Source organism: Pseudomonas sp. KnCO4 (assembly GCF_045344305.1).
In the GTDB taxonomy this organism is placed as follows: Bacteria; Pseudomonadota; Gammaproteobacteria; order Pseudomonadales; family Pseudomonadaceae; genus Aquipseudomonas; species Aquipseudomonas anuradhapurensis.
Genome location: NZ_CP174199.1, coordinates 1000707 through 1023710, shown reverse-complemented (window position 1 = coordinate 1023710; position 23004 = coordinate 1000707). Strand labels below are relative to the sequence as shown.

Sequence of the window (23004 nt, the reverse complement as noted above, 5' to 3'; positions counted from 1 at the left end):
CCAATCATCCGACGAATTTGTGGAGCTTAATGGATACCCTTGCGCACGGCAATTCAACTGGCAGTTCTACCAGTTGCCGGCACGCGAGGTTGTTGCAACGCTTGAGCCCCACCTCATCGAGGCATGGCTTATGTCGATCAGTAGAACCCTACGCTGGACCGCCCTGCTGCTGGCTGCGCTGCTGGTCAATGGCTGCGACGTCAAACCGCTGCAAACGCAACCGAAGACGCTGATCATCGGCATGGACGGCGTCCAGCTTCAGCACTACGAACAGCTGGGCGCCGATACCAACCTGCACAAGCGCCTGTTCTATGGCAAAGCCTATGCCGGCGGCATAACCGGGCGGGCCAGCGAGCAGGCCACGGTCAGTGGCCCGGGGTGGATCACCCTGTTGTCAGGTGTATGGGCCAACAAACACAAGGTGGTTTCCAATTCCGAAGCGTTGCGGATCGCTCCCGAGTTCCCCAGCCTGTTCAAGCGCCTACGGGATGCTTTGCCGAGTGCCCACATTGCCAGCATCGTCAACTGGTCGCCAATCAACACCGCCTATCTGCTGGTGGACGCGCAGGGCAACAGCCTGAACAAGGACGGCCTGAGTGATGACGAGGTCATCGCGCAAACCCTGGAAATACTTGGCGCAACCTCTGCCGACTTCACCTTCATCCAACTCGACGAACCCGATCAGGTCGGCCACGCCAGTGGCTTCGGGCCGGCCTACCAGGCAGCCCTGCGCGAAGCTGACGCGCGCCTGGGGCGCCTGCTGGACAAGGTGGAACAGCGAATCACCCAGCACCCGCAGGAGGATTGGCTGGTGATAGTCTGCACCGACCACGGTCGGGATTACTGGGGCACTGGCCATGGCGGCGTGACCGAGCAGGAAAAGACGGTGTTCATTGCCAGCAACAAGCCGTTGAATGAAGAGCTGAACCAACCCAGCATCCCCGAAGACAACCCGGGCCCCAACAACTTGTATGGCTACGCAGCGCAGACATCGGTGGCCCCGACCGTGCTCAGGCACATGGGGCTCGACCTGCTGCCGCAATGGCTGCTCGACGGTACGCCGCTGCTGGGCGCTACTGGCGTACGCAAGGCAAGGGCCATCGAAGCCGAAGGCAAATTGTTGTGGAACAGCGACTCGCCAGGGACCGTGATCATTCACAAAAATGGCCAGGTCGTCGCCAATGCACAGGCTTACCTGCAGCAGTGGACCGATCCCGAAGGCATGCGCCAGGCCAACGACTACGTACTCGAACTCGATGGCACGCCGGTCGCAGTGCGTACCCGGCCAGCCAGCACGCAATTGAATATCGAGGAAATCAGGTACTGAGCGGGCCGGCACTGCAGGAGCGGATGTCCCCGCTCCTGCAGTGCCCGGCTCAGTTCAAGGCATCGAGCAGCGCCTGGTTCATCTCCGGCGTGCCAATGGTGATACGCAGGAACTGGGCAATGCGCTCCTGCTTGAAGTGACGCACGATCACGCCCTGCTCACGCAGGCGCGCCGACAGCTGCGCAGCATCCTGCTGGGGGTGGCGGGCGAAGATGAAGTTGGCCGCCGATGGCAACACCTCGAAGCCCTTGCCGACCAGCTGCTCGACCAACGCTTCACGGCTGTCGATCACCTTGCGGCAGGTGGCCTGGAAGTAGGCCTTGTCCTCGAAGGCAGCCGCGGCGCCCACGATCGCCATGCGGTCAAGCGGGTAGGAGTTGAAGCTGTTCTTGATCCGCTCCAGCGCCTCGATGAGGTCCGGGTGGCCGACTGCCAGGCCCACACGCAAACCGGCGAGCGAGCGGGACTTCGACAGGGTCTGGGTCACCAGCAGGTTGTCGTAGCGATCCACCAGGCTGATGGCTGTCTCACCGCCGAAGTCGATGTAGGCTTCGTCCACCACCACCACCGAGTCGCGGTTGGCCTGCAGCAACTGCTCGATCGCCTGCAACGGCAGCAGGCAGCCGGTCGGCGCGTTAGGGTTGGGGAAAATGATCCCGGCGTTGGGTTTGTCGTAGTCAGCAATGCGGATCTGGAACTGCTCATCCAGCGCCACCTGCTCGAACGCAATGCCATACAAGCCGCAGTACACCGGGTAGAAGCTGTAGCTGACGTCGGGGAACAGCAACGGGCCGCGAGCGTGCTGGAACAGGCCGTGGAAGATGTGTGCCAGCACCTCGTCGGAGCCGTTGCCGACGAACACCTGCGCCGGGGTCACGCCGTAATACTCGGCCACCGCCTGCTTCAGGCGGTCGCTGTTCGGGTCCGGGTACAGCCGCAGGTTGTCGTTCAGCTCGCCACGCATGGCCTCCAGCGCCTTCGGCGATGGGCCATAGGGGTTCTCGTTGGTGTTCAGCTTGACCAGGCGGGCCAGCTTGGGTTGCTCGCCCGGCACGTAAGGCACCAGGTCCTTGACGAAGGGGCTCCAGAATCGACTCATGCTCAGTTCCCCTTCTGTTGGGTCAGGATACGGTATTCAGCGCTGCGGGCGTGGGCGGTCAGCGACTCGCCACGGGCCAGGACCGAAGCGGTATGGCCCAGTTCGGACGCGCCCTGTTCGGAGCAGAAGATGATCGACGAACGCTTCTGGAAGTCATACACCCCCAGCGGCGAGGAAAACCGCGCGGTACCGGAAGTGGGCAGCACGTGGTTGGGGCCGGCGCAGTAGTCGCCGAGCGCTTCGCTGGTGTGGCGACCCATGAAGATCGCGCCCGCGTGGCGGATGTGCGGCAGCCAGGCCTGTGGGTCGGCGACCGACAGTTCGAGGTGCTCCGGAGCGATACGGTTGGCCACTTCAATGGCCTGCTGCATGTCACGCACCTGGATCAACGCGCCACGGCCATTGATCGATTTCTCGATGATCGCGGCACGTTCCATGGTCGGCAGCAACTTGTCGATGCTGGCGGCAACGCGGTCAAGGAAAGCGGCGTCCGGGCTGACCAGGATCGCCTGGGCGTCTTCGTCGTGCTCGGCCTGGGAGAACAGGTCCATGGCGATCCAGTCCGGGTCGGTCTGGCCGTCACACACCACGAGGATTTCCGACGGGCCGGCGATCATGTCGATGCCGACCTGGCCGAACACGTGGCGCTTGGCCGTGGCGACGTAGATGTTGCCCGGGCCGACGATCTTGTCCACCTGCGGCACGCTCTCGGTACCGTAGGCCAGCGCGGCAACGGCCTGGGCGCCGCCGACGGTGAACACCCGGTCGACACCGGCGATGCAGGCCGCCGCCAGCACCAGCTCGTTGACCTCGCCACGCGGGGTCGGCACCACCATGACCACTTCGGCCACGCCGGCAACCTTGGCCGGGATGGCATTCATCAGCACCGACGACGGGTACGACGCCTTGCCGCCCGGTACATACAGGCCGGCGCGGTCCAGCGGGGTGACCTTCTGGCCGAGCACGGTGCCGTCGGCTTCGGTGTACTGCCAGGAGTCCTGCTTCTGCCGCTCGTGGTACAGGCGCACACGGTTGGCGGCTTTTTCCAGGGCTTCGCGCTGGGCTGGGGTAATGCGGGTCAGGGCCAGTTCCAGGCGGTCGCGCTTGAGGATCAGGTCGTCGATCGACTTGGCATCAACACCATCGAAACGCTGGGTGAACTCCACCAGCGCCGCATCGCCGCGCTCGCGCACAGCCTTGATGATGTCGAGCACGCGTTGGTTGACCGCGTCATCGGACACACTTTCCCAGCTCAGCAGATGATCCAGATGTCGGGCGAAATCCGGATCAGCAGCGTTGAGACGGGCAATTGCAGTGGACACGGTCATGGCGAGGGCCTCGATTATTGGCGAATGCTCAGGCGCCCTAGGCTACCAGTCGATCCGCGCGGGCACCCGAGAAAAAAGGCTATGACGCGGATAGACGGGCGCGACAGCGAAGGTCGCGCGCAGGAGTCAACCGCGGTGTCGCGACTCGACTGCTTGGCGCAGCGTGTCGATCAGGCTCTGGATACGGGCGTGCTGCATTTTCATGGAGGCCTTGTTGACCACCAGGCGCGAGCTGATCGTGGCGATCAGTTCCTGGGGCTCCAGGCCGTTGGCACGCAGGGTATTGCCGGTGTCGACCACGTCGATGATCTTGTCGGCGAGGTTGATCAGCGGTGCCAGCTCCATCGAGCCGTACAGCTTGATGATGTCGACCTGACGGCCCTGTTCGGCGTAATAGCGCTTGGCTACGTTGACGAACTTGGTAGCCACGCGCAGACGGCCCTTGGGCTCGGCTGCACCGACCACGCCGGCAGTCATCAGCTTGCAACGGGCAATCTGCAGGTCCAGGGGCTCGTACAGGCCCTGGCCGCCATACTCCATCAGCACGTCCTTGCCGGCCACACCCAGGTCGGCGGCACCATGCTCGACATAGGTCGGCACGTCGGTGGCACGCACGATCAGCAGGCGCACATCGTCCTGCGTGGTGGGGATGATCAGTTTGCGGCTCTTGTCCGGGTTCTCGGTCGGCACGATACCGGCTTCCGCCAGCAGCGGCAGGGTATCGTCGAGAATACGGCCTTTGGAAAGCGCGATGGTCAACATTGGAACGTCGGTCCTCAAGCGGCTACTGCCGGCCGGGCCACGGGCCCGACCGCATTCAATTCATCAGGCTCACCCTGTGGGAGCGGGCTAGCCCGCGAACACCGGCATAGCCGGTGCCATGCACCGCGGAAGCTTCTTCGCGGGCATGCCCGCTCCCACAGGATGTGCCAGGCAGATAACTAGCCCGGTACGCGACGGATTTTCGCGCCCAGCATCTGCAGTTTCTCTTCGATGCACTCGTAACCACGGTCGATGTGGTAGATGCGATCGATCAGGGTATCGCCTTCGGCAACCAGTGCCGACAGCACCAGGCTGGCCGACGCACGCAGGTCGGTGGCCATCACCGGGGCGCCCTTGAGCGTATTCACGCCGGTGACGATTGCGGTGTTGCCTTCGACCTGGATCTGCGCGCCCATGCGGTGCATTTCGTAGACGTGCATGAAGCGGTTTTCGAAGATCGTCTCGATCACGGCACCGGTGCCTTCGGCAATGGCGTTGAGCGAGATGAACTGCGCCTGCATGTCGGTCGGGAATGCCGGGTACGGGGCGGTACGCAGGTTGACGGCTTTCGGCCGCTTGCCGTGCATGTCCAGCTCGATCCAGTCTGCGCCGGTGTTGATGTCGGCGCCGGCTTCCTTGAGTTTTTCCAAAACAGCTTCAAGGATGGTCGGGTCGGTGTCCTTGACCTTGACGCGGCCACCGGTCACGGCAGCGGCAACCAGGTAGGTACCGGTCTCGATACGGTCTGGCATCACGCGGTAGTTGGCCGAGGCCAGGCGCTCGACGCCATCGATGACGATGGTGTCGGTACCCGCGCCCTGGATCTTGCCGCCCATGGCGTTGATGAAGTTGGCCAGGTCGACCACTTCCGGCTCGCGCGCGGCGTTCTGCAGCACACTGCGGCCCTTGGCCAGGGCTGCGGCCATCATGATGTTCTCGGTACCGGTCACGCTGACGGTGTCGAAGAAGAAGTGCGCACCGCGCAGGCCACCTTCAGGCGCCTTGGCCTTGATGTAGCCGCCCTCGACTTCGATCTTCGCGCCCATGGCTTCGAGGCCACGGATGTGCAGGTCGACCGGACGCGAGCCAATGGCGCAACCGCCAGGCAGGGCCACTTCGGCCTCGCCGAAGCGGGCGACCATCGGGCCCAGGACCAGGATCGAGGCGCGCATGGTCTTCACCAGCTCGTACGGCGCGACCAGGGTCTTGATGGTGCGCGGGTCGATCTCCACCGCCAGCTTTTCGTCGATCACAGGCTCGATGCCCATGCGCCCGAACAGCTCGATCATGGTGGTGATGTCGTGCAGGTGCGGCAGGTTGCCTACGGTGACCGGGCCGTCGGCCAACAGGGTCGCCGCCAGGATCGGCAGGGCTGCGTTCTTCGCGCCCGAAATGCGGATCTCGCCATCAAGGCGAGCGCCGCCAGTAATAATCAGTTTGTCCATTGGAATCTCGCCGCCACGTTGGCTCAGGTGCGCTCAGCCCAGGCTGCGCTGCTGAAAAATTTCATGGTTACCGCATGGATGCTGCCATTGGCGATCCACGGATTCAGGTGAGCATAGATCGCCTGCTGGCGTTTGACCGGGCTCAGGCCAGCCAACTCGTCGCTGATCACGTTCAACTGGAAGTTGCAGCCTTCGCCTTCAACTTCGACCCGGGAACCCGGCAATTTCTCTTCAAGGAAGCTTTTAACTTCTACGGCCTGCATGCTCAACCTCAATCGGCGCCCGATGCGCACGGGTCGGCCATCATACAAAAAAGCCCCTCGCCTGCGAAGCCCAACGAGGGCTTCACTGACCGAGGGGCCATCATTGCTGTCACGCCATCAGGTTGCCAGCACTTCATCGAGGTCATAGACCTCGGCAATTTCGCGCATGTCGTCGGGCATGTTGCGCACCTGACAACCCTTGCCAGCGGCCTGGGCATCACGCATGAAGGCCAGCAGCAATGACAGGCCGACACTGGTGGAGCGCTGCACCGCCGCGCAATCGAGCACCACCTGCGCCTCGCCGCAGGCGCCGATCAGCGCCTTGCCCTGCTTGCGCAGGAGCGGCCCGCTGCGGTAGTCCAGCACGCCGGCCAGGCGCAGCACGCCCGGCTCGGCCATGCTTACGGCAGCCTCACTCATTTGACGGTCTTCTCCGGGGAGTTGTCGGCGGCCTGCTTGGCCTTGGCCACTTCACCGGCCCAGCCGTCGATGGTCTTGTCCAGGTCGCCACCGTTGCGCTGCATGGCGTCGGCGAACTGGTCGCGGAACAGCTTGCCGATGTTGATGCCGTTGACGATCACGTTACGCACTTTCCACTCGCCACCGAGGTTTTCCAGGGTGTACTGCACCGGGTACACGGCACCGTTGTTGCCGGTGACCTTCATGCCGACGCTGGCGCGCTTGCCGTCATCGGCCTTGGCCGGGTCCACGACGATGCCCTGGTTGTTGTACTCCAGCAGCGCGTTACCGTAGAACTGGAACAGGCTGCGCTTGAAGTTTTCCTGAAAGCGCTGCATCTGCTCGGGCGTGGCCTTGCGCGAGTACTTGACGGTCATGATGCTTCTGGAAATGCCGTCGGCATCGACCACGGGCGCGAGGATCCGGTCAAGGGTGTCGTAGAAAGCTTGCGGGTTGGTCTTGTACTGCTCCTTGTTGGCCTTGAGCTCACCCAGCAGCTCGGTGGTGGTGCTCTGCACCACGTCGTGCGGCGACTGCGCGGCCATTGCCATCAGGGGGAAGGCCGCCAGCAGGACCAGCAGGCCACGTCGCAGGATCGAAATCATGGAAACTCCTTAATTAGCCGGTTGCGCTTCTTTCGGTTCCTTGCCAACGGAGTTGAGCAGGAACTTGCCAATCAGATCTTCCAGCACCAGGGCCGACTGAGTGTCATGGATGGTCGCGCCATCCTTGAGCACCTGCTCTTCACCGCCCACGCTGATGCCGATGTATTTCTCGCCCAGCAACCCAGCGGTCAGGATCGAGGCAGTGGAGTCGACCGGCAGGTTATCCACCGACTTGTCCAGCTGCAGCGTCACCCGACCGGTATAGGAATCACGGTCCAGGTCGATGGCGGTAACCTTGCCGATGGTCACACCAGCCATGGTCACTTTAGCTCTGACCGTCAAACCGGCGATATTGTCGAAGTACGCATAAACTTTATAGGTATCGCTGCTCGGGCTGGCCGACAGGCCGCTGACACGCAGGGCCAGCAGCAGCAGCGCCAGGATCCCGGCCAGGAGGAACAGGCCGACACCGATTTCCAGGGTGCGGTTTTGCATCAGAAATCTCCAAACATCAAGGCGGTCAGAATAAAGTCCAGACCCAGCACTGCCAACGAGGCGTAGACCACGGTCTTGGTGGTGGCACGGCTGATCCCTTCTGAGGTGGGCTCACAGTCGTACCCCTGGAATACGGCGATCCAGGTCGTGACGAAGGCGAATACCAGGCTCTTGACCAGCCCGTTGAGCACGTCGTCGGTGAACGAAACACTGTTCTGCATGTTGGCCCAGAACGAGCCCTCGTAGACGCCCAGCCAGTCCACGGCGACCCACGAGCCACCCCAGATGCCCACCACGCTGAAGATCAGCGCCAGCAACGGCAGCGAGATGAAACCGGCCCACAGGCGCGGGGCGACAATGTACTTGAGCGGGTCGACGCCGATCATTTCGAGGCTCGACAGCTGCTCGGTGGACTTCATGTTGCCGATTTCAGCGGTCAGCGCCGAGCCGGCGCGGCCGGCGAACAGCAAGGCGGTCACCACCGGGCCCAGCTCACGCAGCAAGGTCAGGGCCACCATCTGCCCCACGGCCTGCTCCGAGCCGTACTTGGTCAGGATGCTGTAGCCCTGCAGCGCCAGCACCATGCCGATGAACACCCCGGACACGACGATGATCGCCAGCGACAGCACACCCACCGAGTACAGCTGCTTGGTCAGCAGCTGGAATCCGCCACCGATACCGCCACGGCCGATCAGGGCATGGCACAGGAACAGGCAGGAACGCCCCAGCACCGCCAGCACGTCGATTGCCGAACGCCCGAGCAGGCGCACACGTTCGAGTAAGGATTTTCTGCGCATCAACGCGCCCCCAGCAGGTCGGCGCGGTAGTCAGGCGCGGGAAAATGGAAAGGTACCGGACCGTCCGGGTCGCCTTTCATGAACTGGCGAATGCGCGGGTTGTCCGACCCCATCAGCTCGTCAGGGGTGCCCTGGCCAAGTACCTGGCCGTCACCCACCACATAGATGTAGTCGGCGATGCTGGCGGTTTCCGCCAGGTCATGGGAGACCACGATGCTGGTGATACCCAGCGCATCGTTGAGCAGGCGGATCAGGCGCACCAGCACCCCCATGGCGATCGGGTCCTGGCCGACGAACGGCTCGTCGTACATGAGGATCTGCGGGTCCAGGGCAATCGCCCGGGCCAGCGCCACGCGGCGCTTCATGCCGCCGGACAGTTCGTCCGGCATCAGGTCGATGGCACCACGCAGGCCCACGGCCTGCAGTTTCATCAGCACGATGTCACGGATCATTTCATCCGACAGCTGGGTGTGCACGCGCAGCGGGAACGCGACGTTCTCGAACACATCGAGGTCGGTGAACAGCGCGCCGCTCTGGAACAGCACCCCCATTTGCTTGCGGGCGTCGAACAGGTCGCTGCGCGACAGCGTCGGCAGGTTCTGCCCGGCAACCCAGACCTCACCGCTGGAAGGGCGCAACTGCGCGCCCATCAGACGGAGCAACGTGGTCTTGCCGCACCCCGATGGCCCCATGATACCGGTGACCTTGCCGCGCGGGATGCGAATGTCGACGTTGCTGAAAATGCTGCGCGAACCGCGTTTGAAGGTAACCCCCTTCAACTCGACCGCGTAGGCGCTATCCACACTCATCTAGACTCCTTGCTGATGCAGCCTCGTCCTAATGGACGCCGGCCTCCACCTGGAAGGCACACACGCCCCTGGCAGGCCGAATAGCGGCGAACTATAGCACCGCTGACAGCGCCGCCCCAAGGTCGGCTAACGAGTCGTTCAGCCCGGTGACAGGCTGCCGCGAGATTCGCCAGGGCAATCGAAAGCGTGAGGGTTTCTTTCATTGCAGCTATAATCGCCGCCTTTTCATCAGGCATTGCTTTTTCGACATGAGCCAATCCAGCGAGCTGATCCAATCCGCCCAACGCACCCTGCGCCTGGAAGTCGAGGCCGTAGAGGCCCTGCTGGCGCGCATCGACGACAATTTCGTCAAGGCCTGCGAACTGATCCTGGCCAGCAAGGGCCGGGTCGTCGTGGTCGGCATGGGCAAGTCCGGGCACATCGGCAACAAGATCGCCGCCACCCTCGCCAGCACCGGTACGCCGGCGTTTTTCGTGCACCCTGCCGAAGCCAGCCATGGCGACATGGGCATGATTACCCGCGATGATGTCATCCTGGCCCTGTCGAATTCCGGCAGCACCGCCGAAATCGTCACCCTGCTGCCGCTGATCAAGCGCCTGGGCATCAAGCTGATCAGCCTGACCGGCAATCCGGATTCGCCCCTGGCCCAGGCTGCCGAGGTCAACCTCGACGCGCGCGTCGAGCAAGAGGCCTGCCCGCTCAACCTGGCCCCCACCTCTTCCACCACCGCTTCGCTGGTACTTGGCGACGCCCTGGCCATCGCCCTGCTCGAGGCGCGTGGCTTCACCGCCGAGGACTTCGCCTTCTCGCACCCGGGTGGGGCGCTGGGCCGCCGCCTGCTGCTGAAGGTCGAGAACGTGATGCACGCCGGTGACGACCTGCCCCAGGTACCGCGCGGCACCCTGCTCAAGGACGCCCTCCTGGAAATGTCCCGCAAGGGCCTGGGCATGACCGTGATCGTCGAAGCCGACGGCAAGCTGGCCGGGATCTTCACCGACGGCGACCTGCGCCGCAGCCTGGACCGCAACATCGACGTCCACACCACCCTGATCGAGCAGGTCATGACCGTGCACGGCAAGACGGCCCGCGCCGACATGCTCGCGGCCGAGGCCCTGAAAATCATGGAAGACCACAAGATCGGCGCCCTGGTGGTGGTAGACCGTGAGGACCGCCCGACCGGCGCCCTGAACATGCACGACCTGCTGCGCGCCGGCGTAATGTAAAGGAGCGATGGAATGAACCAGGACCTCATGCAACGCGGCAAGCACATCAAGCTGGCAGTGTTCGACGTGGACGGCGTGCTCACCGACGGGCGCCTGTACTTCCTCGAGGACGGCAGCGAATTCAAGACCTTCAATACCCTCGACGGCCAGGGCATCAAGATGCTCATGGCCTCGGGCGTGACCACCGCGATCATCAGCGGGCGCAAGACCCCGGTGGTCGAGCGGCGGGCGAAGAACCTCGGCATCCCGCACCTTTATCAGGGCCGCGAGGACAAGCTGGTGGTGCTTGACGGCCTGCTCGCCGAACTGGGCCTGAGCTATGCTCAAGTGGCCTACCTCGGCGACGACCTGCCGGACCTGCCGGTGATTCGCCGGGTCGCCCTGGGCATGGCGGTGGCCAACGCCGCCCCCTTCGTTCGCCAGCACGCCCATGGCGTGACCCAGGCACGTGGCGGCGAAGGCGCGGCCCGTGAATTCTGCGAACTGATCATGCAGGCCCAGGGCACCCTGGACGCTGCCAACGCCAACTACCTGTAAGGCTGCCCATGTTCAGCAAGAAAGCCCGCAACATTGCGCTGCTCGCGGTGATCGCCGCCCTGCTGGTGGCGATCGGCTACTGGAATGTCAGCCCGGAAAGCTTCCTCGACAAACCGGTAGCGCAGGTCGACAAGAGCGCCATCGACTACTACGCCGTCAACGCCCACAGCGTGCAGTTCCTGCCCGACGGCAAGCTGCAGTACGAAATGACCGCCGACAAGGTCGAGCACCTCAAGGCCAGCGAAATCACCCTGCTGACCACGCCGGACCTGCACCTGTACCGCGGCACCGCGTTCCCCTGGCACGTGCAGAGCACCCGCGCCGAGGTCAACCCGGACGGCAGCGAGGTTGAACTGATCGACAACGTGCGGGTTGCCCGCACCGACGAAAAACAGCGCGAAACCATCATTACCAGCTCACGCATGACCGTGTTCCCGCAGAAGCAATATGCGCAGACCGAGCAAGCCGTTAGAATCGACGGCGCCGGTGGCACGACTACGGGCAAAGGAATGAAAGCGTATTTGAAAGAAGGCAAGATGGACTTGCTCTCTAACGTAAGAGGACAGTATGAGGCTCGTTAAAACCCTCCCCCTTTTGCTCAGCCTGAGCGCAGCACTGGGAAGCGCGAGCGCCCTCGCCCTGCCGAATGACCGTGACCAGCCTATCCGCATCCAGGCCGACAACGCCCACCTGGACGACAAGCAGGGCGTGGCCACCTACACCGGCGACGTGATCATCACCCAGGGTTCGATGATGATCAAAGGCAACACCGTGACCATCACCCGTTCCGCCTCCGGCGACATCGACGTGGTGACCTCGGTGGGCAACCTGGCCTACTTCGAGCAGCAGCAGAGCGCAGCCAAGCCGGACAAGATGAAAGGCTGGGCAGTCACCATCCAGTACCAGGCGCAGAAGGACATGGTGGTCCTCACCGATCGCGCCAAGGTCGAGAACGAAGGCAACACCACCGAAGGCGAGAAGATCGTCTACAACACCAAGACCCAGGTGGCGACCGCCGGTCGTGGTGGCAACGTGACTTCGCCGCGTCAGCGTATCGACATGGTGATCCAGCCCAAGAAGAAGGCCGAGTAAATGGCAACCCTCAAAGCCCAGCACCTGGCCAAGAGCTACAAGGGGCGGCAAGTCGTACGTGATGTCAGCCTGTCGATCGACAGCGGCCAGATCGTCGGCCTGCTCGGCCCCAACGGCGCCGGCAAGACCACCTGCTTCTACATGATCGTCGGCCTGGTCCAGGCCGAGCAGGGCCGCGTGCTGATCGACAACCTCGATGTCAGCCACCAGCCCATGCACGGTCGCGCCCGTGCCGGTATCGGCTACCTGCCGCAGGAAGCCTCGATCTTCCGCAAATTGTCGGTGGCCGACAACATCATGGCCATTCTCGAGACCCGCAAGGACCTCGACCGCGAAGGCCGCCGCAAGGAACTGGAAAGCCTGCTGCAGGAATTCCACATCAGCCACATTCGCGACAACCTCGGCATGAGCCTGTCCGGTGGCGAGCGCCGTCGCGTCGAGATCGCCCGTGCGCTGGCGACCGCCCCCAAGTTCATCCTGCTGGACGAACCGTTTGCCGGTGTCGACCCGATTTCCGTCGGCGACATCAAGCAGATCATCCACCACCTCAAGGCCAAGGGCATCGGTGTACTGATCACCGACCACAACGTCCGCGAGACCCTGGATATCTGCGAAACCGCCTATATCGTCAATGATGGCCGGCTCATCGCCGAAGGCGACGCCGAGACCATCCTGGCCAACGACCTGGTCAAAGAGGTTTACCTGGGCCACGAGTTCCGGCTCTGAACCCAGTGCGCGCCTGGAGTGCCGGCAATTCGCCCTGCAATCGCGGGTAAAGTTGTTACGGTACTCTAGGCAAACGCTACAATTTAAGGCATAAAACTTGCTTGATCTGGCGCCCCGGCGCCCTCGTGTAGTGGATGGCGCATGCGCGCCGGCGAACAAGGTATTAAGCCCCAGCCATGAAACCATCGCTCGTCCTAAAAATGGGCCAGCAACTGACGATGACGCCGCAGTTGCAACAGGCCATCCGCCTGCTCCAGCTCTCCACCCTGGACCTCCAACAGGAAATCCAGGAAGCGCTGGAGTCGAACCCGATGCTCGAACGTCAGGAAGACGGCGACGACTTCGACAACAGCGACCCGATGGCGGACAACGCCGAGAACAAACCGGCCGCCGAAGTCCAGGACAACAGTTTCCAGGAAAGCACCACCAGTGCCGACAACCTTGAAGACGGCGAGTGGAGCGAGCGCATTCCCAACGAGCTGCCCGTGGACACCGCCTGGGAAGACATCTACCAGACCAGCGCCAGCAGCCTGCCCAGCAACGACGATGACGAATGGGACTTCACCACGCGGACATCGGCCGGCGAAAGCCTGCAAAGCCACCTGCTGTGGCAGTTGAACCTGGCACCGATGTCGGATACCGACCGCCTGATCGCCGTCACCCTGATCGACAGCATCAATGGCCAGGGCTACCTGGAAGACACCCTCGAGGAAATCTGCGCCGGTTTCGATCCTGAGCTGGATATCGAGCTGGACGAGGTCGAAGCGGTGCTGCACCGCATCCAGCAGTTCGAACCGGCCGGCGTCGGCGCTCGCAACCTCGGCGAATGCCTGCTGCTGCAACTGCGCCAACTGCCGGCCAACACGCCGTGGATGACCGAAGCCAAGCGCCTGGTCACCGATTTCATCGACCTGCTCGGCAGCCGCGACTACAGCCAGCTGATGCGGCGCATGAAAATCAAGGAAGACGAGCTGCGCCAGGTCATCGAGCTGGTGCAGAGCCTCAACCCGCGCCCCGGTTCGCAGATCGAGTCCAGCGAACCTGAATACGTGGTGCCCGACGTCATCGTGCGCAAGGACAATGACCGCTGGCTGGTGGAGCTGAACCAGGAAGCCATCCCGCGCCTGCGCGTCAACCCGCAGTACGCCGGCTTCGTGCGCCGGGCCGATACCAGTGCCGACAACACCTTCATGCGCAACCAGCTGCAGGAAGCGCGCTGGTTCATCAAGAGCCTGCAAAGCCGCAACGAGACGCTGATGAAGGTGGCCACGCAGATCGTCGAGCACCAGCGCGGCTTCCTCGACCACGGCGACGAAGCGATGAAACCCCTGGTACTGCATGACATCGCCGAGGCGGTCGGCATGCACGAATCGACCATTTCGCGGGTTACCACGCAGAAATACATGCACACGCCACGTGGCATCTACGAACTGAAATACTTTTTCTCCAGCCACGTCAGCACCTCCGAAGGCGGAGAATGCTCGTCCACGGCGATCCGCGCGATCATCAAGAAACTGGTTGCGGCGGAAAATCAGAAAAAGCCATTGAGTGACAGCAAGATCGCTGGTTTACTGGAGGCACAAGGCATCCAGGTAGCCCGTCGCACCGTCGCCAAGTACCGCGAGTCTCTCGGCATCGCACCGTCGAGCGAACGCAAGCGACTGATGTAGCCCCTGAGATGCGCCACAGCGTTTGTGGGGCAGGTGCAAGACCTGCCTCTTTATGCACGGGCAACAAAGGAGAAGCTGTATGCAAGTCAATATCAGTGGACAGCATGTAGAAGTCACCCAGCCACTGCGCGATTACGTGCTTGAAAAACTCGCTCGGGTGGAAAGTCACTTCGACAAGATCACCAACGTGCAGGTCATCATGAAGGTCGAGAAGCTGCAACAGAAGGTCGAGGCGACCCTGCAGATTCCCGGCGGCGAAGTGGTTGCCAACGCCGAACACGAAGACATGTATGCAGCGATCGATGCCTTGGCCGACAAGCTCGACCGCCAACTGAAAAAACACAAGGAAAAACAGCAAAGCCTGCTGCAAGGTGCAGCTGCCCGCTGATCCCCCTCATCCATGATCCGACTTGAAACCATCCTGACCCCCGGCCGTTCCCTGGTGAACGTGCCGGGCGGCAGTAAGAAGCGCGCCCTGGAAAAGGTCGCCACCGTCATCGCCGAACAAGTACCAGAACTGGAGATGCAGGTCGTCTTCGAAAAACTGGTCGCCCGGGAGAAACTCGGCTCGACCGGTTTCGGTAATGGCATTGCCATCCCGCACTGCCGGCTCCCAGGATGCTCCGCTCCGGTCAGCGCCCTGCTGCACCTGGAAGCCCCCATCGACTACGACGCGATCGATGGCGCTCCGGTGGACCTGCTGTTCGTCCTGCTGGTGCCAGAAGCCGCGACCGATGCTCACCTGGAATTACTGCGGCAGATTGCCAGCATGCTTGATCGCAAGGAAGTGCGTGACCGCCTGCGTGCGGCCACCAGCAGCGAGGCCCTGTTCCAGGTTGTCCTGGACGTACAGAACGAGCACTGAACATGCGCCTGATCATCGTCAGCGGCCGGTCCGGCTCCGGCAAGAGCACCGCCCTCGATGTCCTGGAAGACAACGGTTTCTACTGCATTGACAACCTGCCCGCCGGGCTGCTGCCGCAACTGGCGGAAAACGCGCTGATCAACACCGAGCTGCTGCAACCCAAGGTTGCCGTGTCGATCGACGCACGCAACCTGCCCAGCCACCTGAGCCGTTTCCCTCAATTGCTCGAAGAAGCCCGTGCCCGACACATCCAGTGCGACGTACTGTTCCTGGATGCCGACGAGGACACGCTGCTCAAGCGCTTTTCGGAAACCCGCCGGCGCCACCCGCTGACCAATGCCGACCGTTCGCTGGCCGAGGCAATCCGCGTTGAGAGCGAGCTGCTGGGGCCGATTTCCGACCTGGCCGACCTGAAGATCGACACCACCAGCCTGAACCTGTACCAGCTGCGCGACTCCATCAAGTTGCGCCTGCTCAACCAGCCCGAGCCTGGCACTGCGTTTCTGGTCGAGTCGTTCGGTTTCAAGCGCGGCATGCCGGTCGATGCCGACCTGGTGTTCGACGTACGCTGCCTGCCCAACCCCTACTGGAAGCCCGAGTTGCGTGAACACTCCGGCCTCGAGCAACCGGTTATCGACTACCTGGCCGCACAGCCTGACGTCGAAGAAATGTTCAACGACATCTCCAGCTACCTGCTGAAGTGGCTGCCCCGCTTCGCCGCCAGCAACCGTGCCTACGTCACCATCGCCATCGGCTGCACCGGTGGCCATCACCGTTCGGTATACATCACCGAGCGCCTCGGCCAATTGCTGCAGCAATCCCTGAAAAACGTCCAGGTTCGCCACCGCGACCTCTAGCCCAAGGATCCGCCCCACGATGCCCGCCCGTGAAATCACCATCATCAACAAGCTGGGGCTGCACGCCCGGGCGGCAGCCAAGTTCGTTGGCGTGGCCGGCCGCTTCCCCTGCCAGGTCAGGGTGGGCCGCGCGCCAGACAAACTGGTGGATGGCAAAAGCATCATGGCGGTGATGATGCTGGCGGCTGGCAAAGGCACCCAGGTGCACCTGCATACCGAAGGCGACCAGGACAACGAAGCCATGGATGCGCTGGTCGAACTGATCAACAACTACTTCGACGAAGGCGAATAGGCCCGCGCAGCGTGACCTCGATGTACGGTATACCCGCCCAGGGTAGCCGCTCGCCGTCGGCCAACCTTGGGCGGTGACCCAGGATCAGATACCGCCAGCGGTGAGCTTCTCCGGGTCCAGCAGCGCCTCCAGCTGCTCACGTGACAGGTCGGTGTGCTCCAGGGCCACGTCGATGATCGGTCGCCCCTGCTTATAGGCGGTCTTGGCAATTTCAGCGGCCTTCAGGTAACCGATGATCGGGTTCAGCGCCGTGACCAGGATCGGGTTGCGCGCCAAGGCTTCCTTGAGCTTGCTCTGGTTGACCTTGAAGCTGGCGATGGCCTTGTCAGCCAGCAGGCGGCTGGCGTTGGCCATCAGCTCGATGCTTTCCAGCAGGTTGCGGGCGATCACCGGCAGCATCACGTTCAGCTCGAAGTTACCGGACTGGCCAGCAATGGCGATGGTGGCGTCATTGCCGATCACCTGGGCGGCAACCATGGCGGTGGCTTCCGGAATGACCGGGTTGACCTTGCCGGGCATGATCGAAGAGCCCGGTTGCAGGCCTTGCAGCTCGATCTCACCCAGGCCGGCCAATGGCCCGGAATTCATCCAGCGCAGGTCGTTGGCGATTTTCATCAGCGCCACCGCAGTGGTCTTGAGCTGGCCGGACAGGGCCACGGCGGTGTCCTGCGAGCCGATCAAGGCGAACAGATTCTGCCCGGGGGTGAACTCGACCGGGGTCAGGCTGCTGAGTTGACGGGCGAAGCCGACAGCGAATTGCGGGTGGGCGTTGATGCCGGTACCCACCGCAGTGCCGCCCTGGGCCAACGCCTGCAGGCTCGGCAGGGTAGCTTCGATATGCGCCTTGGCGCCGTTGAGCTGCGCGGCCCAGCCATCCAGCACCTGGCTCATGCGCACCGGCATGGCATCCATCAGGTGGGTACGGCCGGTCTTGACGTACTGATGCACTTGCTGCGACTTGGCCTGGATGACCTCGACCAGATGCGCCAGGGCCGGCAGCAGTTGCTCATGCAGGGCCAACGCCGCACTGACATGGATGGTGGTAGGGATGATGTCGTTGCTGCTCTGGCCGCAGTTGACGTGGTCGTTGGCGCTGACAGCATCACCCAGGATACGGCTGGCCAAGGTGGCAATCACCTCGTTGGCGTTCATGTTCGAGCTGGTACCAGAGCCGGTCTGGAACACATCCACCGGGAAATGCTGGATGAACTCCCCCGCCAACAGCTGTTCGACTGCCGTGACGATCGCCTGGCCCTGCGCTGCAGACAGCTGTTGCAGCTCGACATTGGTCTTGGCCGCCGCAGCCTTGGCCAACAACAGCGCCCGAATGAACTGGGCCGGCATGCGCTGGCCGCTGATCGGGAAATTGTCGACCGCGCGCTGGGTCTGGGCACCGTACAGGGCCTGAGCCGGCACCTGCAGTTCGCCCATGCTGTCGCGCTCGATACGGGTATCACTCATGTTCACAATCCTTGCATCAGTTCATCGGGAGAAAGCGACGGCAGCAGGCGGCAATTGGCCAACTGCAGGGCATAGGGTTGCCAGCGCTGGTTGTGCGCCTGGCGATCGAGGTTGCGCAGGTCCAGCAGCGGGCGCCAGGCCTGGTCCAGGCACTGGCAGCGCCAGTGCCAGGGCAACATGCGATCGCAGGCGGTATCCAGCAGCAGGCGGAACGAGGTCAGGGCCACGGTCCATGGCGAGGTTTCGGTGCAGCACACCAGGTAGCGGCCTTCGGCCAGGTAATGCTCGATCAGGCGCGGCTCGTCAGGGTCGAGCGCGCAGCGTATGCGTCGACTGAGCCAGCGCCAGTTGTCCAGGTAGGGCAGTTCGCGGAGAGCGGGTTTCATGAACATCATCGCCGGGTTGCCAGATAATGACATTCATTATTAATTGAGAATCTGTATCACTTCAAGGGAAAGGTGCGGAAACAAAAATCCCGGCGTGAGCGCCGGGATTGGATTGTCTTCCTTCTGGACTGGGCCTCTTTGCAGGTTCACCGCGCAGAAGCCGCGCCAAGCAGCGAATCAGCTACCCGCCACAGTCATCCGCTCGATCAGCACCGAACCGGTGTGGATATTGCTGCGGGTTTCCAGATCGCTGCCAATCGCAACAATCTGCTGGAACATGTCTTTCATGTTGCCGGCGATAGTCACTTCCTGCACCGCATGCTGGATCTCGCCATTCTCGACCCAGAAGCCCGCCGCACCACGCGAATAATCGCCCGTTACCATGTTCAGGCCGTGCCCCATCAGTTCGGTCACCAGCAGCCCGCGGCCCATGCGCCGGATCAGCGCCGCCTGGTCTTCGATGCCATGGCTGACGAACAGGTTGTGCACGCCGCCGGCATTGGCCGTGCTCGGCAGCCCCAACTTGCGCCCGGAATAGGTACCCAGCAGGTAGGAGACCAGCTCGCCCTTGTCGACGAACGGCTTGGCATAGGTTGCCAGGCCGTCGCCATCGAACGCTGCGCTGCCCAGCGCACGCGGAATGTGCGGGCGCTCGTCGAGGGTCAACCAGGTGGGGAACAGGCGCTGGCCGATGGTTCCCTCGAGGAACGACGATTTACGGTACAGGTTGCCGCCGGAAATGGCCGACAGGAAGCTGCCGAACAGGCCACCCGCCAGCTCGGCAGAAAACAGCACTGGCACTTCACAGGTCGGCACTGGCCGCGCGCCCAGGCGGCTGGCGGCACGCTGGGCAGCGCGCGCACCAATGCTACGCGGGTCGGCCAGCAGCTGGCCCTGGCGGTTCACGTCGTACCAGTAGTCGCGCTGCATCTGCCCGTCGCCCTCGGCGATCATCACACAGCTCAGGCTGTGCCGGGTCGAGGCGTAGCCACCGATGAAGCCATGGCTGTTGCCATACACGCGGCACCCCTGGTGGGTATTGAGGGTGGTGCCGTCAGCGTTGAGGATGCGTGGGTCGGCGTCGAATGCCGCCGCCTCGCAGGCCAGCGCCATCTCGATGGCCTTCTCGGGCTCCAGATCCCAGTCATGGTACAGGTCAAGGTCCGGGATCTCACGGGCCATCAGGGCCGCGTCGGCCAGGCCGGCACAGGTATCCTCGGAAGTATGCCTGGCAATCGCCAGGGCAGCGGCAACGGTTTCGCGAATCGCCTCCGGGCCACTGGCCGAGGTGCTGGCCGAGCCTTTGCGCTGGCCGACATACAGGGTGATGCCAAAGCCCTGGTCGCGGTTGAACTCGACCGTTTCGACCTCGCGCTGGCGTACCGTGGTGGACAGGCCCTGCTCCAGCGACACCGCCACCTCGCAGGCACTGGCCCCCTGGCGGCGCGCCTCGGCGATGATCGCCTCGACCTGCTCCTGCAATGCTGGCAGGTCCTTCGGACCTACGCTCTGGACTGCACTCATGGTTCTCTCCACTCAAATTCTGCGTTCGGCAAGGATCATTCTACGACCGGGCCGGACAAGCGGCCCCCGACTGGTTATCATGGCGGCGATTTCTAGCGGACTGCCACCATGGTTGATTCAAACGACGACGCCTTCGACGGCGAAAAAAGCAAAACCCAGATCAAGCGTGAACTGCATGCGCTGGTGGAACTCGGCGAGCGCCTTACCACGCTCAAGGCCGATACCCTGGCCCGCCTGCCGTTGACCGACGAGTTGCGCAAGGCCCTGGCCGAGGCCAGCAAGCACACTGCTCACGGCGCGCGCAAACGGCACATGTCGTTCGTCGGCAAGCTGATGCGTGTGCAGGACCTGGATGCCATCCACGCCTTGCTCGAACAGATGGACAGCTCCACGCGCCAGTACAACGAGCGTTTCCACAGCCTGGAGCGCTGGCGCGACCGGCTGATCGACGGTAACGACGAAGACCTCGAACGCTTCGTCAACGAGTACCCCGATACCGACCGCCAGCAGTTGCGCTCGCTGGTGCGCCATGCCCAGCACGAAAAAGCGCGGAACAAGCCGCCTGCCGCTGCGCGCAAGGTGTTCAAGTACATCCGCGACCTCGACGAACTGCAGCGCGGCTTGCGCTGACAGCCCGGGCTCCTGTGGGAGCGGGCACGCCCGCTCCCACAACGGTCCCCGAAGCCATCACGCCCCGGTACCGCCCACGGTAATCGCATCCAGCTTCAAGGTCGGCTGACCGACCCCGACCGGCACCGACTGCCCGTCCTTGCCGCAGGTCCCTACCCCGCTGTCCAGCGCCAGGTCGTTACCAACCATCGACACCCGGCTCATCGCCTCCGGGCCATTGCCGATCAGGGTCGCCCCTTTTACCGGCGCGGTGATCTTGCCGTCCTCGATCAGGTAGGCCTCGCTGGTCGAGAACACGAACTTGCCGCTGGTGATATCCACCTGGCCACCGCCCAGGTTGGCGCAGTAGATGCCCTTCTTCACCGAGGCGATGATTTCCTCCGGGTCGCTGTCGCCAGCGCGCATGTAGGTATTGGTCATGCGTGGCATCGGCAGGTGCGCGTAGGATTCGCGGCGGCCGTTGCCGGTCACTGCCATGCCCATCAGGCGGGCGTTCAGCTTGTCCTGCATGTAGCCTTTGAGCACACCGTTTTCGATCAGCGTGGTGCATGCGGTCGGTGTACCTTCATCATCCACGCTCAGCGAACCACGGCGGCCTTCCAGGGTGCCGTCGTCGACGATGGTGCACAGGCTCGAGGCCACTTTTTCGCCGATGCGGCCACTGAACGCCGAACTGCCCTTGCGGTTGAAGTCACCTTCCAGGCCATGGCCGACAGCCTCGTGCAGCAGCACGCCCGACCAACCCGACCCGAGCACCACCGGCAGGGTACCGGCCGGCGCCGGAATCGCCTCCAGGTTGACCAGGGCCTGGCGCAGCGCTTCGCGGGCATAGCCCATGACCCGTTCTTCGGTGAAGAAGCGGTAGTCGGTACGCCCGCCACCGCCCTGCCCGCCACGCTCGCGGCGGCCATTCTGCTCGACGATGACGCTGACGTTGAAACGCACCAGCGGGCGCACGTCAGCGGCAAGGCTGCCATCGGCGGCGGCGATCAGGATGCGCTCCCAGACCCCGGCCATGCTCACACTGACCTGCTGAATGCGCGGATCGAGGGCGCGGGTGGCGGCGTCGACACGCTTGAGCAGCTCGACCTTCTCGGCGCGGCTCAGTACATCCAGCGGGTTGTCCGCCGGGTACAGGGCGGCCACATCCTGGCTACGGAACACCTGCACCTTGCCGTTCTGCCCGGCGCGCGAAATCGAACGGGCGGCACGGGCCGCCGAGGTCAGTGCCTCGAGGTTGATCGCGTTGCTATAGGCAAAGCCAGTCTTTTCGCCGGACTGGGCACGCACGCCCACGCCCTGGTCCAGGTTGAAGCTGCCTTCTTTGACGATGCCGTCTTCCAGCGCCCAGGTTTCCGAGATCTGCCCCTGGAAATACAGGTCGGCGGCATCGATGCCGGGGCCGGCCAACTCGCCCAGCACGCTCTGCAGGCTGTCCACGGTCAAGCCGCCTGGGGCCAGGAGATGTTCGCTGACGGTGGATAACATCTGGCTCATAGTCACTCCGAGGTGTGCGCAGGCCGCAATGCGTCCTGCGGGAAGAAGCGCCGGTGCGACAGCACCGGCATGCGCGTCCGGATGGACGCTTGTTCGTCGATGTCGCGCTCGGCCAGCAGTACTGCTTCGCCTCGCGCCTGTTCCGCGACGATGCGCCCCCAGGGGTCGACGATCGCCGCATGGCCATGGGTTTCCCGTGGCCCCGGGTGGGTCCCGCCCTGCGCTGCGGCCAGCAGGTAGCACTGGGTTTCAATGGCACGGGCGCGCACCAGCACTTCCCAGTGCGCCGCCCCGGTTACCGCGGTGAAGGCGGCCGGCGCCGTGATCAGCTCGGCACCTGCGGCACGCAGTGCACTGTAAAGCTCGGGAAAGCGCAGGTCGTAGCACACGCTCAGCCCCAGTCGCCCTACCGGCGTATCGGCCACCACCACCTGGGCGCCATGGGCGTAGTCGTCAGACTCCCGATAACGGCCACGGTTGTCGGCGACGTCCACATCGAACAGGTGCAGCTTGTCATAGCGTGCCGCCACCTCGCCGTGTTCGTCGATCAGCAGCGAGCAGGCATGGGCCTTGGCGTCGGGCTGCCCGACCGGCGGCAATGGCAAGGTACCGGCGACAATCCATAACCTGAGGTCGCGGGCGGTGCGTTTCAACCATGGCAGGATGGGCCCTTCGCCCAATGCTTCGGCGCGGCCGATGGCAGCGGCATCCTTGCGCCCCATGGCGGCGAAGTTTTCTGGCAGCACGGCCAGACGCGCACCGCCGAATGCTGCCTGCTCCAGCAGGGCACCGGCGCGTTGCAGGTTGGCCAGCACATCGTCCTGGCTGACCATCTGGATTACCGCTGCCTTCATG

Annotated in this window: 27 protein-coding genes; 12 read left to right on the top strand and 15 right to left on the bottom strand. The window is 63.4% G+C overall.

What is annotated here, in order from left to right; genetic code table 11:
• Nucleotides 1-130 precede the first annotated feature (130 nt).
• Nucleotides 131-1327: an alkaline phosphatase family protein gene (locus ACJA3S_RS04810; RefSeq protein ID WP_406820997.1), complete on the top strand. Its 1197-nt coding sequence runs from the start codon at nt 131-133 to the stop codon at nt 1325-1327.
• A gap of 49 nt (nt 1328-1376) precedes the next feature.
• On the opposite strand, the gene hisC is transcribed toward ACJA3S_RS04810, so the two are convergent.
• From hisC to ACJA3S_RS04760, 10 genes are all read right to left on the bottom strand, one after another.
• Nucleotides 1377-2426 carry a histidinol-phosphate transaminase gene (gene hisC / locus ACJA3S_RS04805; RefSeq protein WP_406820996.1) on the bottom strand — a complete coding sequence of 350 codons (1050 nt, stop codon included), beginning with the start codon at nt 2424-2426 and terminating at the stop codon, nt 1377-1379.
• 2 nt (nt 2427-2428) lie between these two features.
• Nucleotides 2429-3754 carry a histidinol dehydrogenase gene (gene hisD, locus ACJA3S_RS04800; protein ID WP_289133970.1) on the bottom strand — a complete coding sequence of 442 codons (1326 nt, stop codon included), beginning with the start codon at nt 3752-3754 and terminating at the stop codon, nt 2429-2431.
• Nucleotides 3755-3880: 126 nt separating this feature from the next.
• Entirely contained in the window at nt 3881-4516 is a 636-nt protein-coding gene (hisG, locus tag ACJA3S_RS04795; RefSeq protein ID WP_051096610.1) for an ATP phosphoribosyltransferase, read from the bottom strand.
• Between the two features lie 179 nt (nt 4517-4695).
• A complete protein-coding gene (gene murA / locus ACJA3S_RS04790) occupies nt 4696-5961 on the bottom strand; it encodes a UDP-N-acetylglucosamine 1-carboxyvinyltransferase (protein WP_406820995.1) in 1266 nt (421 codons plus the stop codon).
• Nucleotides 5962-5984: 23 nt separating this feature from the next.
• Nucleotides 5985-6224 carry a BolA family protein gene (locus tag ACJA3S_RS04785; RefSeq protein WP_003255121.1) on the bottom strand — a complete coding sequence of 80 codons (240 nt, stop codon included), beginning with the start codon at nt 6222-6224 and terminating at the stop codon, nt 5985-5987.
• A gap of 117 nt (nt 6225-6341) precedes the next feature.
• Nucleotides 6342-6644: a lipid asymmetry maintenance protein MlaB gene (locus ACJA3S_RS04780; protein WP_170028413.1), complete on the bottom strand. Its 303-nt coding sequence runs from the start codon at nt 6642-6644 to the stop codon at nt 6342-6344.
• A complete protein-coding gene (locus ACJA3S_RS04775; protein WP_326433623.1) occupies nt 6641-7288 on the bottom strand; it encodes an ABC transporter substrate-binding protein in 648 nt (215 codons plus the stop codon). The genes ACJA3S_RS04780 and ACJA3S_RS04775 overlap by 4 nt, the downstream gene beginning before the upstream one ends.
• Nucleotides 7289-7297: 9 nt before the next feature.
• Nucleotides 7298-7783, bottom strand: coding sequence for an outer membrane lipid asymmetry maintenance protein MlaD (gene mlaD / locus ACJA3S_RS04770; protein ID WP_170028411.1), 486 nt, complete (start codon nt 7781-7783; stop codon nt 7298-7300).
• Nucleotides 7783-8580: a lipid asymmetry maintenance ABC transporter permease subunit MlaE gene (gene mlaE, locus ACJA3S_RS04765; protein WP_406820994.1), complete on the bottom strand. Its 798-nt coding sequence runs from the start codon at nt 8578-8580 to the stop codon at nt 7783-7785. The genes mlaD and mlaE overlap by 1 nt, the downstream gene beginning before the upstream one ends.
• Nucleotides 8580-9389, bottom strand: a complete 810-nt coding sequence (locus ACJA3S_RS04760) for an ATP-binding cassette domain-containing protein (protein ID WP_012270662.1) — start codon at nt 9387-9389, stop codon at nt 8580-8582. The genes mlaE and ACJA3S_RS04760 overlap by 1 nt, the downstream gene beginning before the upstream one ends.
• A gap of 248 nt (nt 9390-9637) precedes the next feature.
• Between ACJA3S_RS04760 and ACJA3S_RS04755 the strand changes: the two genes are divergently transcribed.
• The 10 genes from ACJA3S_RS04755 to ACJA3S_RS04710 all read left to right on the top strand — a co-directional run bounded on the left by ACJA3S_RS04755 (nt 9638) and on the right by ACJA3S_RS04710 (nt 16651).
• Nucleotides 9638-10612 carry an SIS domain-containing protein gene (locus ACJA3S_RS04755; RefSeq protein WP_406820993.1) on the top strand — a complete coding sequence of 325 codons (975 nt, stop codon included), beginning with the start codon at nt 9638-9640 and terminating at the stop codon, nt 10610-10612.
• Nucleotides 10613-10624: 12 nt separating this feature from the next.
• Nucleotides 10625-11149 carry an HAD family hydrolase gene (locus ACJA3S_RS04750; protein WP_085623989.1) on the top strand — a complete coding sequence of 175 codons (525 nt, stop codon included), beginning with the start codon at nt 10625-10627 and terminating at the stop codon, nt 11147-11149.
• Between the two features lie 8 nt (nt 11150-11157).
• Nucleotides 11158-11730: an LPS export ABC transporter periplasmic protein LptC gene (gene lptC, locus ACJA3S_RS04745; protein ID WP_170028408.1), complete on the top strand. Its 573-nt coding sequence runs from the start codon at nt 11158-11160 to the stop codon at nt 11728-11730.
• Nucleotides 11717-12241, top strand: coding sequence for a lipopolysaccharide transport periplasmic protein LptA (gene lptA, locus ACJA3S_RS04740; protein ID WP_170028407.1), 525 nt, complete (start codon nt 11717-11719; stop codon nt 12239-12241). The genes lptC and lptA overlap by 14 nt, the downstream gene beginning before the upstream one ends.
• Nucleotides 12242-12967: an LPS export ABC transporter ATP-binding protein gene (gene lptB / locus ACJA3S_RS04735; protein ID WP_012270657.1), complete on the top strand. Its 726-nt coding sequence runs from the start codon at nt 12242-12244 to the stop codon at nt 12965-12967. It begins immediately after the preceding gene.
• 176 nt (nt 12968-13143) lie between these two features.
• Entirely contained in the window at nt 13144-14637 is a 1494-nt protein-coding gene (locus ACJA3S_RS04730) for an RNA polymerase factor sigma-54 (RefSeq protein WP_170028406.1), read from the top strand.
• Between the two features lie 79 nt (nt 14638-14716).
• Nucleotides 14717-15025 (top strand): ribosome hibernation-promoting factor, HPF/YfiA family, encoded by a 309-nt coding sequence (gene hpf, locus ACJA3S_RS04725; RefSeq protein WP_003255135.1) that lies wholly within the window; start codon nt 14717-14719, stop codon nt 15023-15025.
• A gap of 12 nt (nt 15026-15037) precedes the next feature.
• Nucleotides 15038-15502, top strand: coding sequence for a PTS IIA-like nitrogen regulatory protein PtsN (ptsN, locus tag ACJA3S_RS04720; protein WP_406820992.1), 465 nt, complete (start codon nt 15038-15040; stop codon nt 15500-15502).
• Between the two features lie 2 nt (nt 15503-15504).
• Entirely contained in the window at nt 15505-16359 is an 855-nt protein-coding gene (gene rapZ, locus ACJA3S_RS04715) for an RNase adapter RapZ (RefSeq protein WP_170028404.1), read from the top strand.
• Nucleotides 16360-16378: 19 nt separating this feature from the next.
• Entirely contained in the window at nt 16379-16651 is a 273-nt protein-coding gene (locus ACJA3S_RS04710; protein WP_406820991.1) for an HPr family phosphocarrier protein, read from the top strand.
• Nucleotides 16652-16735: 84 nt separating this feature from the next.
• Here ACJA3S_RS04710 and ACJA3S_RS04705 read toward each other — a convergent pair whose 3' ends face one another.
• From ACJA3S_RS04705 to pmbA, 3 genes are all read right to left on the bottom strand, one after another.
• Complete coding sequence (locus tag ACJA3S_RS04705) at nt 16736-18112, bottom strand: class II fumarate hydratase (protein WP_406820990.1); 1377 nt, start codon at nt 18110-18112, stop codon at nt 16736-16738.
• A gap of 2 nt (nt 18113-18114) precedes the next feature.
• Nucleotides 18115-18507, bottom strand: a complete 393-nt coding sequence (locus ACJA3S_RS04700; protein WP_406822205.1) for a FagA protein — start codon at nt 18505-18507, stop codon at nt 18115-18117.
• A gap of 168 nt (nt 18508-18675) precedes the next feature.
• Entirely contained in the window at nt 18676-20022 is a 1347-nt protein-coding gene (gene pmbA / locus ACJA3S_RS04695) for a metalloprotease PmbA (protein ID WP_406820989.1), read from the bottom strand.
• 108 nt (nt 20023-20130) lie between these two features.
• On the opposite strand from pmbA, the gene yjgA reads away from it, so the two are divergent.
• On the top strand, nt 20131-20652 hold the full coding sequence (gene yjgA / locus ACJA3S_RS04690; RefSeq protein WP_003255152.1) for a ribosome biogenesis factor YjgA: 522 nt from the start codon (nt 20131-20133) through the stop codon (nt 20650-20652).
• Nucleotides 20653-20709: 57 nt separating this feature from the next.
• On the opposite strand, the gene tldD is transcribed toward yjgA, so the two are convergent.
• Together tldD and ACJA3S_RS04680 are read right to left on the bottom strand one after the other, a co-directional pair.
• Entirely contained in the window at nt 20710-22149 is a 1440-nt protein-coding gene (gene tldD, locus ACJA3S_RS04685; RefSeq protein WP_406820988.1) for a metalloprotease TldD, read from the bottom strand.
• Nucleotides 22150-22151: 2 nt separating this feature from the next.
• Nucleotides 22152-23003 carry a carbon-nitrogen hydrolase family protein gene (locus tag ACJA3S_RS04680; protein WP_406820987.1) on the bottom strand — a complete coding sequence of 284 codons (852 nt, stop codon included), beginning with the start codon at nt 23001-23003 and terminating at the stop codon, nt 22152-22154.
• Nucleotide 23004: the final 1 nt, after the last annotated feature.

What these genes read in the sequence shown, in the direction of transcription:
- ACJA3S_RS04810 (WP_406820997.1), top strand. Translation starts at nt 131, where the DNA reads ATGTCGATCAGTAGAACCCTACGCTGGACCGCCCTGCTGCTGGCTGCG.
- ACJA3S_RS04780 (WP_170028413.1), bottom strand. Translation starts at nt 6,644, where the DNA reads ATGAGTGAGGCTGCCGTAAGCATGGCCGAGCCGGGCGTGCTGCGCCTG.
- tldD (WP_406820988.1), bottom strand. Translation starts at nt 22,149, where the DNA reads ATGAGCCAGATGTTATCCACCGTCAGCGAACATCTCCTGGCCCCAGGC.
- hpf (WP_003255135.1), top strand. Translation starts at nt 14,717, where the DNA reads ATGCAAGTCAATATCAGTGGACAGCATGTAGAAGTCACCCAGCCACTG.
- hisC (WP_406820996.1), bottom strand. Translation starts at nt 2,426, where the DNA reads ATGAGTCGATTCTGGAGCCCCTTCGTCAAGGACCTGGTGCCTTACGTG.
- ACJA3S_RS04700 (WP_406822205.1), bottom strand. Translation starts at nt 18,507, where the DNA reads ATGATGTTCATGAAACCCGCTCTCCGCGAACTGCCCTACCTGGACAAC.
- ACJA3S_RS04755 (WP_406820993.1), top strand. Translation starts at nt 9,638, where the DNA reads ATGAGCCAATCCAGCGAGCTGATCCAATCCGCCCAACGCACCCTGCGC.
- lptA (WP_170028407.1), top strand. Translation starts at nt 11,717, where the DNA reads ATGAGGCTCGTTAAAACCCTCCCCCTTTTGCTCAGCCTGAGCGCAGCA.
- ACJA3S_RS04785 (WP_003255121.1), bottom strand. Translation starts at nt 6,224, where the DNA reads ATGCAGGCCGTAGAAGTTAAAAGCTTCCTTGAAGAGAAATTGCCGGGT.
- rapZ (WP_170028404.1), top strand. Translation starts at nt 15,505, where the DNA reads ATGCGCCTGATCATCGTCAGCGGCCGGTCCGGCTCCGGCAAGAGCACC.
- ptsN (WP_406820992.1), top strand. Translation starts at nt 15,038, where the DNA reads ATGATCCGACTTGAAACCATCCTGACCCCCGGCCGTTCCCTGGTGAAC.
- ACJA3S_RS04705 (WP_406820990.1), bottom strand. Translation starts at nt 18,112, where the DNA reads ATGAGTGATACCCGTATCGAGCGCGACAGCATGGGCGAACTGCAGGTG.
- ACJA3S_RS04750 (WP_085623989.1), top strand. Translation starts at nt 10,625, where the DNA reads ATGAACCAGGACCTCATGCAACGCGGCAAGCACATCAAGCTGGCAGTG.
- yjgA (WP_003255152.1), top strand. Translation starts at nt 20,131, where the DNA reads ATGGTTGATTCAAACGACGACGCCTTCGACGGCGAAAAAAGCAAAACC.
- mlaE (WP_406820994.1), bottom strand. Translation starts at nt 8,580, where the DNA reads ATGCGCAGAAAATCCTTACTCGAACGTGTGCGCCTGCTCGGGCGTTCG.
- hisD (WP_289133970.1), bottom strand. Translation starts at nt 3,754, where the DNA reads ATGACCGTGTCCACTGCAATTGCCCGTCTCAACGCTGCTGATCCGGAT.
- ACJA3S_RS04775 (WP_326433623.1), bottom strand. Translation starts at nt 7,288, where the DNA reads ATGATTTCGATCCTGCGACGTGGCCTGCTGGTCCTGCTGGCGGCCTTC.
- ACJA3S_RS04680 (WP_406820987.1), bottom strand. Translation starts at nt 23,003, where the DNA reads ATGAAGGCAGCGGTAATCCAGATGGTCAGCCAGGACGATGTGCTGGCC.
- hisG (WP_051096610.1), bottom strand. Translation starts at nt 4,516, where the DNA reads ATGTTGACCATCGCGCTTTCCAAAGGCCGTATTCTCGACGATACCCTG.
- lptB (WP_012270657.1), top strand. Translation starts at nt 12,242, where the DNA reads ATGGCAACCCTCAAAGCCCAGCACCTGGCCAAGAGCTACAAGGGGCGG.
- lptC (WP_170028408.1), top strand. Translation starts at nt 11,158, where the DNA reads ATGTTCAGCAAGAAAGCCCGCAACATTGCGCTGCTCGCGGTGATCGCC.
- ACJA3S_RS04730 (WP_170028406.1), top strand. Translation starts at nt 13,144, where the DNA reads ATGAAACCATCGCTCGTCCTAAAAATGGGCCAGCAACTGACGATGACG.
- ACJA3S_RS04710 (WP_406820991.1), top strand. Translation starts at nt 16,379, where the DNA reads ATGCCCGCCCGTGAAATCACCATCATCAACAAGCTGGGGCTGCACGCC.
- mlaD (WP_170028411.1), bottom strand. Translation starts at nt 7,783, where the DNA reads ATGCAAAACCGCACCCTGGAAATCGGTGTCGGCCTGTTCCTCCTGGCC.
- pmbA (WP_406820989.1), bottom strand. Translation starts at nt 20,022, where the DNA reads ATGAGTGCAGTCCAGAGCGTAGGTCCGAAGGACCTGCCAGCATTGCAG.
- ACJA3S_RS04760 (WP_012270662.1), bottom strand. Translation starts at nt 9,389, where the DNA reads ATGAGTGTGGATAGCGCCTACGCGGTCGAGTTGAAGGGGGTTACCTTC.
- murA (WP_406820995.1), bottom strand. Translation starts at nt 5,961, where the DNA reads ATGGACAAACTGATTATTACTGGCGGCGCTCGCCTTGATGGCGAGATC.